The sequence below is a fragment of the Pseudoalteromonas sp. XMcav1-K genome (genome assembly GCF_044005875.1).
Taxonomy (GTDB): domain Bacteria; phylum Pseudomonadota; class Gammaproteobacteria; order Enterobacterales; family Alteromonadaceae; genus Pseudoalteromonas; species Pseudoalteromonas spongiae.
In genome coordinates this window covers 420,966-437,899 of the sequence record NZ_JBIPJE010000050.1, presented here as the reverse complement: position 1 = coordinate 437,899, position 16,934 = coordinate 420,966, and the positions used below count along the sequence as shown (strand labels likewise).

The 16,934-nt window shown below is 42.1% G+C and carries 18 protein-coding genes; 16 read left to right on the top strand and 2 right to left on the bottom strand.

Features of this window, described 5'->3' with window-relative positions:
• Positions 1-15 precede the first annotated feature (15 nt).
• The 8 genes from ACHSBP_RS18895 (at position 16) to ACHSBP_RS18860 (ending at position 7,153) form a co-directional block, all read left to right on the top strand.
• Positions 16-243, top strand: a complete 228-nt coding sequence (locus ACHSBP_RS18895) for a DUF2798 domain-containing protein (protein ID WP_010558608.1) — start codon at positions 16-18, stop codon at positions 241-243.
• 120 nt (positions 244-363) lie between these two features.
• Positions 364-3,060: an Ig-like domain-containing protein gene (locus ACHSBP_RS18890; RefSeq protein WP_395390095.1), complete on the top strand. Its 2,697-nt coding sequence runs from the start codon at positions 364-366 to the stop codon at positions 3,058-3,060.
• 1 nt (position 3,061) lies between these two features.
• A complete protein-coding gene (locus ACHSBP_RS18885; RefSeq protein ID WP_395390094.1) occupies positions 3,062-3,523 on the top strand; it encodes a hypothetical protein in 462 nt (153 codons plus the stop codon).
• Between the two features lie 333 nt (positions 3,524-3,856).
• Positions 3,857-4,291, top strand: coding sequence for a YtoQ family protein (locus ACHSBP_RS18880; RefSeq protein WP_010558605.1), 435 nt, complete (start codon positions 3,857-3,859; stop codon positions 4,289-4,291).
• A complete protein-coding gene (locus ACHSBP_RS18875; RefSeq protein WP_010558604.1) occupies positions 4,288-5,409 on the top strand; it encodes an alkene reductase in 1,122 nt (373 codons plus the stop codon). Before ACHSBP_RS18880 ends, ACHSBP_RS18875 begins: the two co-directional genes overlap by 4 nt.
• A gap of 27 nt (positions 5,410-5,436) precedes the next feature.
• Positions 5,437-5,910, top strand: a complete 474-nt coding sequence (locus ACHSBP_RS18870) for a hypothetical protein (RefSeq protein ID WP_010558603.1) — start codon at positions 5,437-5,439, stop codon at positions 5,908-5,910.
• A gap of 1 nt (position 5,911) precedes the next feature.
• The gene (locus ACHSBP_RS18865; RefSeq protein ID WP_010558602.1) at positions 5,912-6,454 is read left to right on the top strand and encodes a GNAT family N-acetyltransferase; all 543 of its coding nucleotides are present in this window, start codon (positions 5,912-5,914) and stop codon (positions 6,452-6,454) included.
• A 3-nt stretch (positions 6,455-6,457) separates the two neighbouring features.
• Positions 6,458-7,153: an aspartate/glutamate racemase family protein gene (locus tag ACHSBP_RS18860; RefSeq protein ID WP_395390093.1), complete on the top strand. Its 696-nt coding sequence runs from the start codon at positions 6,458-6,460 to the stop codon at positions 7,151-7,153.
• A gap of 36 nt (positions 7,154-7,189) precedes the next feature.
• Here the strand turns inward: ACHSBP_RS18860 and ACHSBP_RS18855 are convergent, their stop codons facing one another.
• Complete coding sequence (locus ACHSBP_RS18855; RefSeq protein ID WP_395390092.1) at positions 7,190-7,780, bottom strand: carboxymuconolactone decarboxylase family protein; 591 nt, start codon at positions 7,778-7,780, stop codon at positions 7,190-7,192.
• A 169-nt stretch (positions 7,781-7,949) separates the two neighbouring features.
• Here ACHSBP_RS18855 and ACHSBP_RS18850 point away from each other — a divergent pair, with 169 nt between their 5' ends.
• From ACHSBP_RS18850 to ACHSBP_RS18815, 8 genes are all read left to right on the top strand, one after another.
• Positions 7,950-8,537 carry a MarR family winged helix-turn-helix transcriptional regulator gene (locus ACHSBP_RS18850; protein ID WP_395390091.1) on the top strand — a complete coding sequence of 196 codons (588 nt, stop codon included), beginning with the start codon at positions 7,950-7,952 and terminating at the stop codon, positions 8,535-8,537.
• Positions 8,538-8,560: 23 nt separating this feature from the next.
• Entirely contained in the window at positions 8,561-9,019 is a 459-nt protein-coding gene (locus ACHSBP_RS18845; protein ID WP_395390090.1) for a GNAT family N-acetyltransferase, read from the top strand.
• A gap of 466 nt (positions 9,020-9,485) precedes the next feature.
• Positions 9,486-9,911, top strand: coding sequence for a VOC family protein (locus ACHSBP_RS18840; protein WP_395390089.1), 426 nt, complete (start codon positions 9,486-9,488; stop codon positions 9,909-9,911).
• A 55-nt stretch (positions 9,912-9,966) separates the two neighbouring features.
• Positions 9,967-11,394: an ankyrin repeat domain-containing protein gene (locus ACHSBP_RS18835; RefSeq protein WP_395390088.1), complete on the top strand. Its 1,428-nt coding sequence runs from the start codon at positions 9,967-9,969 to the stop codon at positions 11,392-11,394.
• A 785-nt stretch (positions 11,395-12,179) separates the two neighbouring features.
• Positions 12,180-12,539: a DUF2750 domain-containing protein gene (locus ACHSBP_RS18830; protein ID WP_010558592.1), complete on the top strand. Its 360-nt coding sequence runs from the start codon at positions 12,180-12,182 to the stop codon at positions 12,537-12,539.
• A gap of 49 nt (positions 12,540-12,588) precedes the next feature.
• Positions 12,589-12,891, top strand: coding sequence for a hypothetical protein (locus tag ACHSBP_RS18825; protein ID WP_395390087.1), 303 nt, complete (start codon positions 12,589-12,591; stop codon positions 12,889-12,891).
• 122 nt (positions 12,892-13,013) lie between these two features.
• Positions 13,014-13,631, top strand: a complete 618-nt coding sequence (locus ACHSBP_RS18820) for a class I SAM-dependent methyltransferase (protein WP_395390086.1) — start codon at positions 13,014-13,016, stop codon at positions 13,629-13,631.
• Positions 13,632-13,902: 271 nt separating this feature from the next.
• Positions 13,903-16,086: an OsmC domain/YcaO domain-containing protein gene (locus ACHSBP_RS18815; RefSeq protein ID WP_010558589.1), complete on the top strand. Its 2,184-nt coding sequence runs from the start codon at positions 13,903-13,905 to the stop codon at positions 16,084-16,086.
• Between the two features lie 119 nt (positions 16,087-16,205).
• Here ACHSBP_RS18815 and ACHSBP_RS18810 read toward each other — a convergent pair whose 3' ends face one another.
• Complete coding sequence (locus tag ACHSBP_RS18810) at positions 16,206-16,925, bottom strand: hypothetical protein (RefSeq protein WP_010558588.1); 720 nt, start codon at positions 16,923-16,925, stop codon at positions 16,206-16,208.
• Positions 16,926-16,934: the final 9 nt, after the last annotated feature.

Sequence of the window (16,934 nt, the reverse complement as noted above, 5' to 3'; positions counted from 1 at the left end):
AAGTTGTCCCCTGCAATGATCCCGAGCAAATACCAACGTTTTGTCTTTTCATTTTTTATGGCACTGTTAATGTCATTTTTAATGTCGTTTGTTATCACCTTATTCAACGTTGGCTTTGTTGATAATTTAATCTCGCTTTGGTTAAAAGCCTGGGGTTTTGCATTTGTTGTTGCGTTTCCGACAGTTACCTTAGTTGCACCTGTTGTAAATAAACTCACCCGCCTTTTTGTTGCACAAGATTGATAAACAAAATTTAATTAAGTCATTTAAAAACATAATATTACAATCCATCACAATCGCTAGACTTGCGCTTTCATTTACGCCATTATTTCAAATTCTTAACAATAAAAATAAAGGACTAAAATGCAAGCGCCAGTATTTAAAGCGAGCCTAATTGCATCGAGCATTCTCTTACTCACGGCATGTGGTTCCGACGACAAACCGAATAAAGCACCAACTATTTCAAGCAATATTGCCAGTGCCTACCCTGAGCGTGGTGATGTTGCTATTGCCATTACACTTTCAGACAGTGACGGTAGCATTAAGTCGTCAAACGTAGTGCAAACTAGCGGCCCGACGGTTGAGTTCACATATGCTAATGGCAGTTTAAGCTTTACTGCGCCAGAAGTTACCAGCGATAGCGCTATCGGTTTTACCGTAACCGCAAGCGACAACGATGGTGCACAATCAACGCTAAACATCAGCACTACTATTACCGATGTAAACCGCGCACCGATTACCGATGCATCTCAAGTACAAGTTGAATTTAACCAAGCGCTAGAGTTTGATTTAGGCATTTCAGATCCTGATGGCGACACGGTACAAGTTGCAATTAAAACTGCGCCGCAACAAGGTGAGTTAACATTACTTGAAAACAACGTATTTTCTTATACGCCCAGCCTCAACAGCGCTGAAGACCAAGAGTTTGAAATCACCTTAAGCGATGGCGACCTTGAAACATCGCAGTTAGTCAGCATTCAATTAGTTGATACAAGTGCTCCTGTCATTGTGACCAAAACACCCGAATCAAACGCACGTTTAGTCGCAGTTGATAGCAAGATTACAATTTCATTTGACGATGTATTAGACGCAGCCAGCGTTACCACTAATTCAGATGCACAATGTAGCGGCAGTATTCAGGTAAGTAACGATAACTTTGTTACATGTGTTGCGCTTACTTTAAGCTCAGCAACAACTGATGCTAACCCAACTGTTTTAACCTTAGAACCAGCTCAAAGCCTTTCTGCATCAAGTGATTACGTTGTAAAAGTAACGGGTGATGTTGCCAACTTCCACGGCACGTCGCTTGTTGAACAAAGCTTTACATTTAAAACTGAAAACAGCGATCTGCTTATTTCAGAAGTGTCATCGTCAAAATATTGGGATGATAACCGTTGGGTAGAAGTTTATAACGGTACGGCCAGCCCTGTTTCACTAGCAGGCTACCAAATTGTTGCCGAAAGCATTAACTATACTGATTGGAGTGATACTGGCGTAAGAGCTTTTGCACTTTCAGACAAAACCCTCGCACCGGGTGAATTTATTGTGCTGCAAGCAAAGCACGGTAATGGCTACTGGCAACAAAGTGTCGCTGAATCAGATCAGCTAATGTTAATTTCAGACGAATCAAATATTCACCCTGAATGGTACTACTCAGGCGGTTTTGTTGAATTACAAACGGTGTCTGGTACAACGGTAGATTTTGTTAGCTTTGGTGAAAATGCCTACCTGCCAACTGACGCAAGTCAATGGCAAGCAGGTAATAATGCCGCGCCAATGGAAGAAGACCTAGGTATGAGTGTTGTTCGCACAGCGCTTGATAGCGATACAAACTCAGCGCAAGACTGGCAAGTAAGCTATTACATGACACCAGGCGGACAAAATGACGTAGCCTGTAATACCGATGACGACAACGACGGCATTCCAGATTGCGCCGAACAAGAAGGCGCAACCTTTGCTGGCTTGCCACTTTATGAGTGGGGTGCTCGCGCAGGTGTAAGAGACATCTTTATCGAAGTCGACTACATGGAAAGTAATGACCCAGGCATTCAATTACATCGTCAAGCATTAGATTCAGTTAAAGCGGCATTTGCAGCGCAAAATATTGCAATGCATTTTGATGCCGGTGATTTATACCACCAAGCTGAAGGTATTTCGTCAGCCGATTATGACTTAGGCGGTGGTAACCAAGTTGAATTTTACGCGCAAACTAACTTTGCAGGTTCAGCTGAAGCACCAAGTATTCTTGACCATAAAGTGAAAAACTTCGACATCAAACGTCGTCCTATTTTTCACTACATGCTAATGGCAAATAGTCAAAACGAAGATGGCTCAGCGGGTTCTTCAGGCCTTGCTGAAATCAACGGTAATGACTTTATTATTTCTATGGGTAACTGGGGCTTTAGCCTAGAAACCGAAATAGACCGCAATGTTGTTTACAACATGCAAGCAGGCACGATTATGCATGAGCTAGGTCACAACCTAGGCCTTGGTCATGGCGGTAACAACCACACCAATAATAAACCTAATCACCACAGCGTAATGAACTACTTGTATCAATTAAGTGGTTTATCAACTATCGGCGAAAGCGAAGGCGACCGTTACCACCGTCGTTTCTTCTCTGGTAACAACAACTGTTTCCCAGAAGGCACGCAACTAACAAATGGTTTCACCTCTGCACCAGCAGATTTCAAAATCAGCTACTCGCACGGTGTTAACGGCACCATTAACGAAGCTCAAATCGATGAGTCGCTTGGTTTAGTTAATGCAAATTCTGTTGCGGTTGATTTTGATTGTAACGGTAACAGCAGCGACGTATTAACTAACTACGACTTAAACTTTGATGGCGAACTAAGTGCCGAGCTAAACGACTTTAACGAATGGGGCAACTTAATGCTGACCTTCACGCGTTATTGGAGTGGTGCAAACGGTGGCGCTACGCTTACCGCGAATGAACAGCAAAAGCCACAAAACGTTATGAACTCTGATCTACAAGAAGTTATTGTTGAACAAGCACCGTCTAAGGAGCTGTTAAAAATGATTTCTACTGCTGGTAAATAACATGAAAAGAGTAACGATTGTAATCTTGTTGTTACTCTTGGTGGGCTGCTTTGATAGCAGCTCGCCAGATTGGCAATTGACTAACACTGGCTTAAATTACCAAAACGTTGCGGTAAATTTTAACGCGCAAACACTGGTAAATTGCAGTGATTGTAGATTAAAAAATACATCTCAGCACTCGCCTCAAGGCGCGGTTAAATTTACCGGCCTCTACCAAAAAGATGCGTTAGTTGCCGCTTACGGAGAAAACGCACAATTAGAGGTCAAAATTCCAAACGATGCAGGGCGAACCGTATTTAAGGTGTTGGCTAAAAACAGCGCGTGGCAATTAGAAAGTGAAAGCAACAGCTTTGCACTTAGCGAAGGTGAAGTCACAAATATTACCGTGTATGGTACTAATTACGTCATTTTACCGCTGAAACTCTCTAAGCAACGCATAAACTATATTTGGCTGAAGCAATAGGTTAGGGTTGAGTTGGCTAGGGTCTGTTGAACGTTGCTGTTCTATTTTTGTTCTCTTTGAGCGTGCTTTTATCGCGGCGCTCGATGTGTGGCCTAGCAATCTAAGCGAATATCGAGCAACAATGAGAAAAGTGCGCTCAAAAGAACCGTTCGGCAGCGCTTGATTGGCTTTTCTACTGTGTTATCGGCTTACTCACATAGAATAACTATGCCACGCAGCCGCTGCCTTGTATAAAACCCAATCAAACTGCTGCAAAAACGAACTTGAAAGGTCAACAGACCCTAGTTAATGAAATTAGCCAACAACACACAACATATAAGTAAGGGGCATTTAATGAAAGTTTATTTATCAGGTGAAATCCACAGTGATTGGCGCGAACAAATTATTGCTGGCTGCCAAGCTAAAAATCTCGATATTCAGTTTGTCTCACCAAACACAGATCACGAATCAAGCGATGCTGCTGGCGATTGCCTAGGCGAAGAAACTAACTCATTTTGGCGCGACCACAAATCAGCAAAAGTAAATGCAATACGTATTCAAAATGCCATTAAATCATGTGATTTAGCGATTATTCGCTTTGGTGATAAATACAAACAGTGGAACGCCGCATTTGATGCAGGTTACTGCGCCGCCCTTGGCAAGCCCTACATTACACTGCATAGCGAAGAAATTGTTCATGCATTAAAAGAAGTAGACGGCAGCGCGCAAGCGTGGGCCACATCACCATCACAAATTGTCGAAATTTTAGCGTACACGCTTAATTCATGAAGTTAAGCCTGTTTGATCCGATCCAATTAGGATCAGTAACACTCAAAAATCGCATTGTTATGGCGCCTATGACGCGTTCGCGGGCGTCGCAACCGGGCAACATTCCTAACGACCTAATGGCAACCTATTATGCTCAGCGTGCAACTGCGGGTTTAATTATTAGCGAAGGAACGCCTATTTCAGGGGTTGCGCGCGGCTATTCACTTACGCCGGGTATTTACACTGAACAGCAGATTGCTGGTTGGCGTAAAGTTACCCATGCAGTACACGAGCGCGACGGCAAGATTTTTGCTCAGTTGTGGCACGTTGGCAGGCGTTCAAGTACAGCTATCGAAGGGCTACAACCACTGTCACCATCAGCAATAAAAGAACCCGATAAAGTTTACGGCCCGCTACCAAATGGCGAACTAGGCATGATAGACACCACAATGCCAAAAGCCATGGATTTAAGCGATATTCAAAACACGGTGAATGACTTTGTTATTGCTGCGAAAAACGCCATGCAGGCGGGATTCGATGGAGTAGAAATTCACGGCGCACACGGTTACTTGCTAGATCAATTTATGCGCCGTTATGCCAACACACGCGATGATAAATACGGTGGCTCAATTGAAAACCGTATTCGATTAACAATTGATGTGTGCCAAGCTGTGGCTAATGCTATTGGCAGCGACAAAGTGGGGCTGCGTATTTCGCCATTTGTTTCTAGCAGCTTTCAACAGCATGACAGCGACATGCCAACCTTAACCCTAGCACTTTTAAAGGCGCTCGCACCAATCAAGCTCGCTTATTTGCACCTATCTGAAAATATTGGTAATTATCAGCCAATCACCGATACGTATCGCAAAAAAATACGCTCGCTTTACCCACATCCAATAATGTTGGCGGGCGGTTTAACGCAAGAGCTTGCCAACTGCTTTTTAAATAAAGGCATGGCAGACCTATTTGCCTTTGGTACAGCCTATATTTGTAACCCCGATTTAGTTGAGCGCATGAAGGGCAATATGCCACTAACGCAATTAGCCAATAATGCGCACAGTACATTTTATGGTGGCGGTGAAAAAGGCTATACCGACTACCCAACCAGTTGCAGTTTGGCACAAAAATCCGTACGCTAGCGCGTCTCTCATCAAAATGGAATTATGATGACTAAACACCTCATTATTTTACTCTTATTAAGTAACCTGTTTGCCTGTGCTATGTCGCCTTTTAATAACGACATTAAACAAGGGCACTTTCGTATTGAAAATACCAGCTACGATAATAGCCAAGGTAGAAAAGAATATGTTTACCTAATGTGCCATAAGCACAAACCCGCCACTTGGGTTACGGCAAGGCAATACCCTGCGGGTAAACACAATATTTGGGTAAAAGCGACTTACCAAGAGGCAAATAACCACAACTCGTACCAAGTTGCATTTGCCAATTTCAACCTCACATTGCCAGCTGGCGGAAACTATCAACTCGCACACACCATTCACGATGAGTCGATTTCAATTTGGTTGCAAGACATCAATACACTTAGCGCAAAATCTGAAGTGATTACTGCTAAATTAACTCGCAACAATATTGCAAACAGCACTAAACTTATTAATCAATGTAAGCAAGGAACTGTTTAACATGCAATTTGAATCCATTTCTCATCATGCAGCCGCCGATATCACTGCGCTCTTTACCCATGTTTTTAGCGACGCTGATGGCGCAAAGGCTGGGTTAAAAATCGGCGAACTCACCGAACGCATGCTGAATGACTGCACAAGCGATGAACTGATTGGCTTTGTTGCTAAAGAGCACGATACGCTTTTTGCCGCTGTACTGTTTAGTAAATTATGGATTAGCAACCAACCAAATCTTACCACGGTGATCCTCTCGCCAATGGCGGTGGCTTCTTCGCAGCAAGGTAAAGGCATCGGGCAAGCACTCATAAACCACGCGCTTACGTATTTAAAAACACACAACGTGGATTTTGTTGTGACCTATGGCGACCCTAATTTTTACAGTAAAACGGGGTTTCAAGCGGTGGCTGATACTCTGTTAATTCCGCCCTTTTCACTGTCGTACCCTCATGGTTGGCAAGCGGTTGCACTTGGCGATAAACCACTTAGCGAACTAACTGGCGAAGTACGTTGTGTATTGCCTCTTAATCAAGCGTGTTATTGGTAATTTATGAAAACAATCGGTCTTTTAGGTGGCATGAGTTGGGAGTCTACGCTCAATTACTACAAAGCCATTAACCAAAGTGTAAAAGCCGCGCTTGGCGGGCTTAATAGCGCAGAAATTTTACTTTACAGCGTTAATTTTGATCATATCGAAAAACTGCAACGGGCAGGCGAATGGCAAAAAATGGGCGACATGCTAGCAAAATCCGCGCAAGATTTAGAAGCAGCAGGTGCGCACTGCCTACTTATTTGCACCAACACCATGCATAAAGTAGCGCACCAAATTGAAGAGAATATTTCGATTCCGCTACTGCATATTGCCGACGCCACCGCAGCACAATTGATACAAGATGATATATCGCGCGTTGGTTTGCTTGGCACCGCATTTACCATGGAGCAAGGCTTTTATAAAAACCGCCTAACAGAAAAGTTTGGTATTGACGTTATTGTGCCCAACCAAGAAGATCGCGACTGTGTACATAGCGTTATTTACAACGAACTATGCCTTGGCGAAATCAATCTTGAGTCAAAAGAACGTTACCTTGCCATAATCAATAAACTTCACCGCCAAGGAGCACAAGCGATAATTCTTGGCTGTACTGAAATCGCATTATTAGTATCACAAAACGATACGGAGATTCCCCTTTACGACACCACAGGCATTCATGCTGATGCTGCCGTGAAGTTTGCACTTAAAAACTAACTTTTAAGTGCAATATTCTGTTTTACAAAAGCTCAATTATTGATGTTTACCAACCTGCCAACCATTGTGTGTTAGGTGTTCTTTTCCTGCGGCAATAGCGCCTGCTTCCATGGTGGTGCCCATGCTATCGTTCCAGCGGTTTAAATAACCAAACAGTGATATAACACCCAAAATTTCAACCACTTCGCCATCATCCCAATGTTCTTTTAAATTTGCCGAAATCGCATCATCAACCGCGTTAGGCACGCTTGATGCTGCTAAGGCAAATTCAAACGCTGCTTTTTCAGCATTACTGTATAAATCGGATGATCTAAATTGCCAAATATGCTTTAAACGTTCTTCGCTACCGCCATAGCGCTCAGCCGCTAAAATTGTATGTGCTTCGCAGTAACGGCAACCGGTATTTGCGCTGGTGATGTAACCAATTAAACGCTTTTGCTCTGCTGTTACGCGCCCATCATTTGCCATTACCGCTTTGTTTAAATTAATAAATGCGCGGGCTATTTCTGGGCGAATTTGCATGGTTAATACGCTATTTGGGCAAAACCCTAAGGTTTCGTTAAAGAACTTTGCAAGTTCTGCCACTTCGCTATCGTGATCGGGTGATAAAGGGGTTACTAACGCCATGCTATTTCTCCTGTTGATTATATTTATGTTGCATATGCAACATAAATATAATCAAGCCACTAAACCATGTCTAGTTTTTGTACATACTTATTTCTCAGTGTTTCACATCGGTTAAATATGCTATTTTGCAGCCAGTACCGTGCCTAAATATAAAAATCAATAACGCGCTATGACAACAAACAAACGCCAAACGTCTTTTTCATTAAGCAGTAAAACCAATGACGCGCTTGATCTCTATCAGCAGGTTCCTTACCGCATTGCAACCGCCAGTAATTTACTGGTGCTTGATAGAGACGCCTATGTAAAACAAATTACCGACCTAGACACCCGAGCAATTCGCGTACTGTTAAATGTTGGCTCTTATGGGCCAATTAATGCGGCTGATATTGCCTATCAAACACGCTTAGACCCCTACTCGGTAACACGCGCTATTAACGGCTTGCTAAAAAAAGGGCTAATTTTAGCGTCGAACGACCATCAAAAAAGCCGCAGTAAACTGGTTGAAATCAGTGACAATGGCAAACCGATTTACCAAAAAATTTCAGACTATATGGCTAAGCGTTGCGATGCTGTATTAGCAGGCATTAGCGAAACGGAACAAGCAACGCTAATGATGTTGTTAGAAAAAATAGAGCTAAATACCGAGAAAATGCTGGCAGACAATGCCGACACAGTTGCGAAGCAAGGCGGCACCCCCACGCGCGACCAAAGTGAACAAATTCGTTGGTTTAAACGCACACAAAAGCAATCGCAATAACGTAGCCAAACAAGGGAAATACCATGATCCGACTCGCTAACAAGGATGATTTAGTTGGTGTATTAACGCTCTGTAACGCATTGCGACCAAGCGACCCAACGCTGCCCGATTCACTTGCCATTGAGCGCTGGGAGCAAATGATTAATGACGACAGAACCCATGTGGTTGTAGCAGATATTAATGGCACGCTCGCAGCTACGTGTGCGCTCAGTATTAATTTAAGTATTGCCGTTGGCGCACGCCCGTTTGGTTTAATTGAGCATGTTGTAACGCGCCGCGATTTTCGCCGCCAAGGGTTAAGCCAACAAGTACTTAGTTATGCAATTGATTTAGCATGGCAGTTAAACTGCTACAAAGTCATGCTGCTGTCTGGTGCAAAGCTAAATGGTGCCCATAAAGTGTATAGCGCAGTCGGATTCGACGGCGACAGAGAACGCGGCTTTGTTATTAAAGCACCGGATATTGCGGCGCAAAATAATTAATTAGCTCTCTTATAAGAGCACAGTTTAAATCCTTTGCTTAGCTGTAAACACGCTGCATAAAGCAAACTTTTAGGCTTCTCTCGTATTTAAATTAAACCGCTGCCTTACGTAATCCAACGTTTAGCGCCATTAAGTAAGCCATAAATACACTTGCCAAACTTAACATTGTAAGCCTAAAGCTATACTGATAATCTACTGAAATAATTAAATAAAAAATAATTAGTCTGCAAGGTTTTAAGATCTAGATAACACGCTTAAATCGTTACGCACACTAATACGCTGTTATACCAATTCTGTTAAGTATGTGATCAGGGATAGCGCTGGATAAATGAAATGGTAACAAGGCGGAATTTTTCTTATGTAGTTGTTCTACACTGATAAATTCTAACGCAGTTAGCATGATATTTAGTCCGCTAGGATGATCAGCTACTTAAGTGAATTGGTATTATGTTTTAAGGAGAAAGAGATGAACCCTGCAATTAAAGGATTAGGTGAAACAGTACTTAGAGTGCGCGATCTGGACAGTATGAAAGCATTCTACGCCAACATTATTGGTCTTGAACTGATTAAAGAATTTCCCAAAGTCGCATTTTTTAAAATTGCAGAGGGCTTTGGTGGCCATACACAAGTAATCGGCTTATTTGCCGAAGAGTTACCGAGAGCATTTGTTAATGACAATACCACAACCATTGAACCAGCTTGTTCAAGCCTGCATCATTTTGCATTAGAAATTTCATCAGAAGATTACTTAGCCGAGAAAACAAGGCTAGAAAATGCTGGTTGCGAAGTAATAACCGCCGAACATCAATGGTGTCAGTGGCGCTCAATTTACGTAAAAGACCCTGAGAATAATGTTATAGAGTTAGTGTGTTACGATAAATCCGTGGTGTAAAAAACATAATAATTTTCGTCAACTTTACTGCAAACTCAACATAGGGATATACGTTTTGACATTGAATACCGTTATTTCGCTCGCACTACTTTTTGCTACAACTGCGGTTAATGCCATTGTCATCAGGCACGATGTAGACGATAAAAAGTACCTAACGCTTGGCGAGCAGTATTCACCGTCTGTTGCTTATGTTGCAGGTTGCGCCGCTACCGTAATTGACAAAAGCTGGCTGTTAACCGCAGCGCACTGTGTAGCAGGTAAAGAAAGTGACATTTTTACTGCGCGGCATATCAACAGCCATTACCGCGTCGCAAAAATTGTTACCCACCCTAAATTTAAACGCGCAAATGACGAATTTTACGATGCAGCGCTGGTTCAATTAAAAGATCCTCTAAAAAATGCAAAACCAGCGACTTTAAATCAGCAAAAAAATGAAGTTGGCCAACAGGTTGTTTTTGTTGGCAGAGGCACCTTTGGCAATGGGCAAGATGGCCTTATTCGAGATGATGCTAAGCAGCGAGGAGCAACAAATACCGTAGCAAGTGCAAATGAGCATGTGATTGGTTTTACTTTTAATAAACCCGAAACGGCTACCCAGTTTGAAGGCATAAGCTCGCGCGGTGACAGCGGCGGCCCTGCATTTGTTATTGTTGATAACACGCCAATTGTGATTGGCATAAGCTCGTATCAGGTTGGCAATGGCACTCCTGAGGGGCGTTACGGAGTTGGCGAATATTACACCCGAGTGTCGTCTATTTACCCTTGGCTACAAGGCGTTATCGAAAGTACTGCACCCGCGTTAGTACCAAATCACCCGCTGATAGATGCGGTGAAAAATAATGATTTAAGCGCACTAAATAAAACAATTACTGAATCTACACTCAATCAACAAGCCGTAATCAGCGAGGCTTTTTATCAATCGGTAATACTAAACCGTGTTCAAATGGCAAAAGCCCTAATAGACCATGGCGCCAAATTTGAAAATGTCGTCATCAATAAGGATTCATTGTTTGCATTTGCGTTAACAAACAACAAGCACGACTATTTTCGCATGCTACAAAATGCCGCAAGCAACAAAACCCAGCTGCATAATTCAAACAGCACCGTTTTGCCATTATTTATAACAAGCTTTCGTAAAGACCCTTATTTACTTGCAGGAGCGAAGCTACTAATACAACAAGGCGCAAACTTAAATGCCCAAACTAAAGCTGGCGATACCGCACTAATACTCGCAGGCTGGAGCACCAACAATTTTGAATTAGTAAAATTATTAGTCTCAAACGGTGCTGATGTAAATATCGCGAATAATAACGGTGACACACCCACCATTGATGCCGCGTACTTAGGCAAAATTGAAAATTTGCGTTTTTTACTTAAAAACGGTGCCGATACATCACGCAAAAATAAGCGCGGCAACACCGCGTTAGACGTTGCTAAAAGCAAAAACAATAAATTGGCGATTGCATTATTAAGTGCTGAGTAGCAGTAGTAGATGCTGAAACGGGCAATGCGCCCTCCAAACAACAATCAATTATTCGTTATGTTGGCTACTACATTTCGTTATTACCTCTAGGCTTAAGTTTTTTTTGGGTCGCTTTTGATGCAAAAAGCAAGGCTGGCATAACAAAATCGCAGGCACAGTAGTCGTTCGATCTAGAAATCAACGACTCTGATCCGATTGGTTAAATTGTAGAGGAGATTGATTGTGAATGGAGTTGCTAATCGGCTTTTGGATTATGAGTAGTCGTTTGCAAAGTAGCACTCATCCTTGATTGTTATCTCGCATCATCCATGATGCGCTCGTTCATTCTTTTTAAACGGCCAAAAAGAACGAACCAAGAAAAAGCCGCCCCAGAAATCAAACTAACTCTTCAAACATAATTTAAATGTGAATATAAACGCCATAAATCGGCATCCATGCCTCAGCATGACTTGCTCAACCGCTTCGCTCCCTGTCTCGCATTATTCATTTAAATTTTGTTTTCAGGTTTGATTAAAGGGGGAAGTTTTTCTCAACACCAGCCTTCAAGGGCAAATTGGAGCGAATAACATACGTTGAATTTATGCATTTTAACTAGTAACTTGCTCCTATAGTCATGGAAAAGACCCAATGGGGCGTTTTTATCCTTTTCATAATTACTTAAATGATTAAAAGTATATATAGCAATAAGTTAGCCTTTGTGATAGAACTGGTTCAATGATAAAAAATGACCCGCGGCTCGGTAGAGAAACGACCCATTGGGTCATATTAAATTGTTAGGTACACGGATGAGCCTAGGTTCACAAATCAACGCTTTTTGTCGAGATGTTAATCAGTTTCAATCATTATGGGTTATTGAATTTGAAGATGATCAATTCCTAGAGTGGGTGGAAGAAGATGGCACTTGCGTCCTACCTATTTGGTCAACAGAATTACGAGTTAGAAAGAGCCTTATGCACCTCGCAGAATATTCAAATGGAAAGCCTTATCAAATTACACTGAGTGAATTCAAAAATGATTGGTTGCCCCAGTTGTTTGAGGCTAAATTTAAGCTCGGTCCCAATTGGGTCGGTGAAAACCTAACTGGTACTACTTTTTTCCCTCAAGAGTTAATTGATAGAGTAGAAAGCTTTAATACTCTGGCGTAAAGTGTACCTAACAAGCGCATTAATGAATGGGCGTTAGTTCAAGTTGAGCATGGATAGAATCGAAACAATAGTTAAGTCACTTCGAAAAGGCCGCTCTGATTTAGAGTCTGCTAAATTCGAATTGGTTTTTTCCTTTCCGAGCGATGAAATGGCTCAAGAATACTTTAGAAAAACATATCATTGGGAACATCATGATTCGATGATTAAGTATCAACTTGATGATTTGTTCTTCTCAGGTTTTAAAATTAAAACAGACTTAAATGCTAAAAATCTTATATGCTTAACAAAGTGCTATGTCGATTTAGCAGCGGAAACCAAGGGTAATCTTTACCGCTGGAAACTGTGGGTTTGAAACATAACAATTTAATTAAACCGTGGACGCAAAACAGTAGACTTGCGCTACTTCGTCGCTTATTTTAGCCTACTATTTTCCGCGGTTCATTAAGGCATCACCAAACCAACTCAGGAAACACTATGCAAAAGAAATCACATTGGGAAACGGTTTACACGACTAAAGAATCAAGTGATGTGAGTTGGTTTCAGCCGCATGCGGTGACCTCGTTAAAGTTTATAAACCGTTTAAACTGTGAAAAAAGTGCCGCCATTATTGATGTGGGTGGCGGCGCGTCCACTTTGGTTGATGATTTGCTGTTAAATGGGCATACAAATGTATCGGTGCTTGATTTATCTGGTGCTGCCCTTGCAACAGCTAAAAAGCGCATTGGTGAAAGTTCAGCAAATGTTGGGTGGATAGAAGCGGATATAACAGAGGTAAGACTGCCAAAACAGCAATTTGATGTATGGCATGATCGTGCGGTGTTTCACTTTTTAACAACGCCTGAAGAGCGCAGCGCTTACATTAAAAACCTATTGCATGCGCTAAAACCACATGGCCACATTATTATTGCCACATTTGCAGAAGATGGCCCAGAAAAGTGCAGTGGCTTGCCTATTGTGCGTTACAGTGCAGAAAGCTTACATGCCGAATTTGGTGAGTATTTTGTGCTTAAAGAACAACGCTATGAAACCCATACAACACCTTTTGCTACAACCCAAAAGTTTGTTTATTGTCACTTTGTAAAAGCGGGCTAGCAAGGATGTAGCCACATATTGCGTTATCATTCTCTCGCACTATTTACTTTGTTTCGTCTACGCTTTTAGCCGCAAGCACATTGTTCACTCGCTTAATTTACTGCCTTAATTTACTCGCTTAAATAAGTCACCAAATGTGGCAATAGATGACCAAAACTCGATTTATTTTCCGATTTTAGTGAATTAAGCGCTAAAAAAGCGGATAATTACAGCCATTATGTTTGCCTTGCTGCAACCACCTATTCGCGGCAACACACTTGGAACCTAATTCATGGAAATCAAAGTAAATTATCTTGATAACTTGCGCTTAGAAGCGCTGTTTGACGACTTTAACGTTATTGCCGATCAGCCTATTCGCTATAAAGGCGATGGTAGCGCACCTGGTCCATTCGATTATTTTCTTGCTTCATCTGCGCTGTGTGCGGCGTATTTTGTAAAGGTGTACTGTAACGCGCGCGATATTCCAACTAACGATATTCGTCTGTCGCAAAACAACATTGTTGACCCAGAAAACCGTTACAACCAAATATTTAAAATTCAGGTAGAGCTGCCAGAGAGCATTTCTGACAAAGACCGTGAAGGTATTTTGCGCTCTATCGACCGTTGTACCGTTAAAAAGGTCATTCAAACAGGCCCTGAGTTTGTTGTAGAAGCAGTTGAAAACCTCGATGAAGACGCGCAAGCCATGTTAATGGGTCAGCCTGAGGGCGACGCCAATACCATGATTTTAGGTAAAGACTTACCGCTTGAGCAAACCATTCAAAACATGACCAAGATTTTAGAAGACTTGGGCATGAAAATTGAAATCTCATCGTGGCGTAACATTGTACCAAACGTATGGTCGCTTCATATTCGCGATGCAGCATCACCGATGTGTTTTACCAATGGTAAAGGCGCAAGCAAAGAAAGCGCGCTGTGCTCGGCACTTGGCGAATTTATTGAGCGTTTAAACTGTAACTTTTTCTATAACGATCAGTTCTTTGGTGAAGAAATTGCCAATAGCGATTTTGTTCATTACCCAAATGAAAAATGGTTTAAACCAGGCCCAGAAGACGAGCTACCAAGCGAGATTTTAGACGACTATACGCTGGATATTTACGACCCAGAGCAAGAATTACGTGGTTCTAACCTAATCGACACTAACTCAGGTAACGTTGAGCGCGGTATTTGTTCTATTCCCTACACCCGTTATTCAGATGGTAAAACTGTTTATTTCCCGTCAAACCTGATTGAAAACTTATTTTTAAGTAATGGTATGAGCGCAGGTAACAACCTTGCAGAGGCCAAAGTACAGTGTTTATCGGAAATTTTTGAGCGCGCGGTAAAACGCCAAATCATCGAGCAAGAAATTGTATTGCCAGATGTACCAGAAGACGTACTGAACAAATACCCAAGCATAGTTGCGGGTATTAAAGGGCTAGAAGAGCAAGGCTTCCCAGTAGTCATTAAAGATGCCTCACTTGGCGGCCAGTTCCCTGTAATGTGTGTTACCTTAATGAACCCGAAAACGGGCGGCGTGTTTGCCTCTTTTGGTGCGCACCCAAGCTTTGAAGTGGCGCTTGAGCGAAGCCTTACTGAGCTATTACAAGGCCGCAGTTTTGAGGGCTTAAACGATGTACCTAAGCCAACCTTTAACTCTATGGCAGTACAAGAGCCAGAAAACTTTGTTGAGCACTTTATTGATTCAACAGGCACCATTTCTTGGCGTTTCTTTAGTGCTAAGCACGATTATGAATTTGTGGAATGGGATTTCTCTGGCACTAACCAAGAAGAGTGCGATGCCCTATTCGGTATTTTAGAAGACATCGGTAAAGAAGCATATGTTGCTGAATTTACTGGCCTTGGCACAGCATGCCGTATTTTGGTACCAGATTATTCTGAGGTTTACCCAGCAGAAGACTTAATTTGGGATAACACCAATAAAGCACTTTTATACCGCGACGATATTTTAAACCTGCATTCACTGTCTGACGACGAGCTAGCTGATTTAGTTAATCGTTTAGAAGAGAGCGAACTTGATAACTACATTGATATTATTACCCTAATTGGTATTGAGTTTGATGAAAACACAGTGTGGGGTCAGCTTACTATTCTAGAGCTTAAGCTGTTAATTTACTTAGCATTAGGCGATTTAGAAGAAGTAAACAACCTCGTTGAAAGCTTCTTACAGTACAACGATAACACCGTTGAACGCGGCCTATTCTACCAAGCGCTACATGCAACCCTGCAAGTAGCACTTGATGACGAGCTTGAGTTTGAAGACTACCACCATAACTTTACTCGTATGTTTGGCGAGGAAGTAATGAACGCGATTATTGGCTCTATTAATGGCGATGTGCGTTTTTATGGTTTAACACCAACTAACTCGCAGCTAGAAGGCCTTGATAAGCACCTGCGCTTAATCGAAAGCTACAAAAAGCTGCACAGCGCTCGTGCAAAATTAGCGGGTAAGTAAAGCGCACTAAAATCTAAAAAGCCCGAGTTATTCGGGCTTTTTTAATGCGTGCGTTTAAAGGCTTGCTAACTAGCAACTGATAAATCCTTGTCGCTCAATTTGTACTGCAACAAACCACGTTATAAATCTAACCATCGCTGCATTAATTTGTAGTCTTGCTTTTGTTCAGCCAATTTATAATTTTCGACAATGTACGGTTCTAATTGGTTGTATATTTCTTTTTCGGTAACCGTTTTGGCTAGTAAGCGTCGGTAAGAGCGAATTAAATAGAATCGCTGCATCGGGATCGCCCGAGGGTATTTCGACTCTAACAACTGATCGATAATTTTTTGCGCCCGCTCATACTCGCCGCCCTCTGTTAAATAATAAAGCCATTGGGTTCCAATATTAATGGCAGAGTTAGCGTCGTTACATTGCTCGCAATACTCGCTTTGCCATGTCTCATCTAAAAAGTGTGTGATATAGAATTCGTAAAATGGTTTAAACTCGCTTACCGTGCCACGACCTAAAAAGCCTGCAATCTCTTGGGCATTATTTTGATGCTTAAGCATTCGCGCATAAATTACTTTAAAATCACGTTTATATTTATCATCGCCCGTATTTTTCTCGTAATAGGCTGTCATCTCTTCCGATGTAAAATTCATAGGATCAATGTACTTGATTGGTACTGAATGCCACCAATCGGGTTTTGGCACAGCGGCTTCAAACTCAGGCCATTTAGGCCAGCTTTGCTGCTCCTTTGCTTCGCGATCACGTAACGCTTGATAACTCTCACCGCAACCAACGATGATCAACATAAGTGCTAAAATACTTACATTAAAATAGCGGGAAAAACGCATAATATCTCC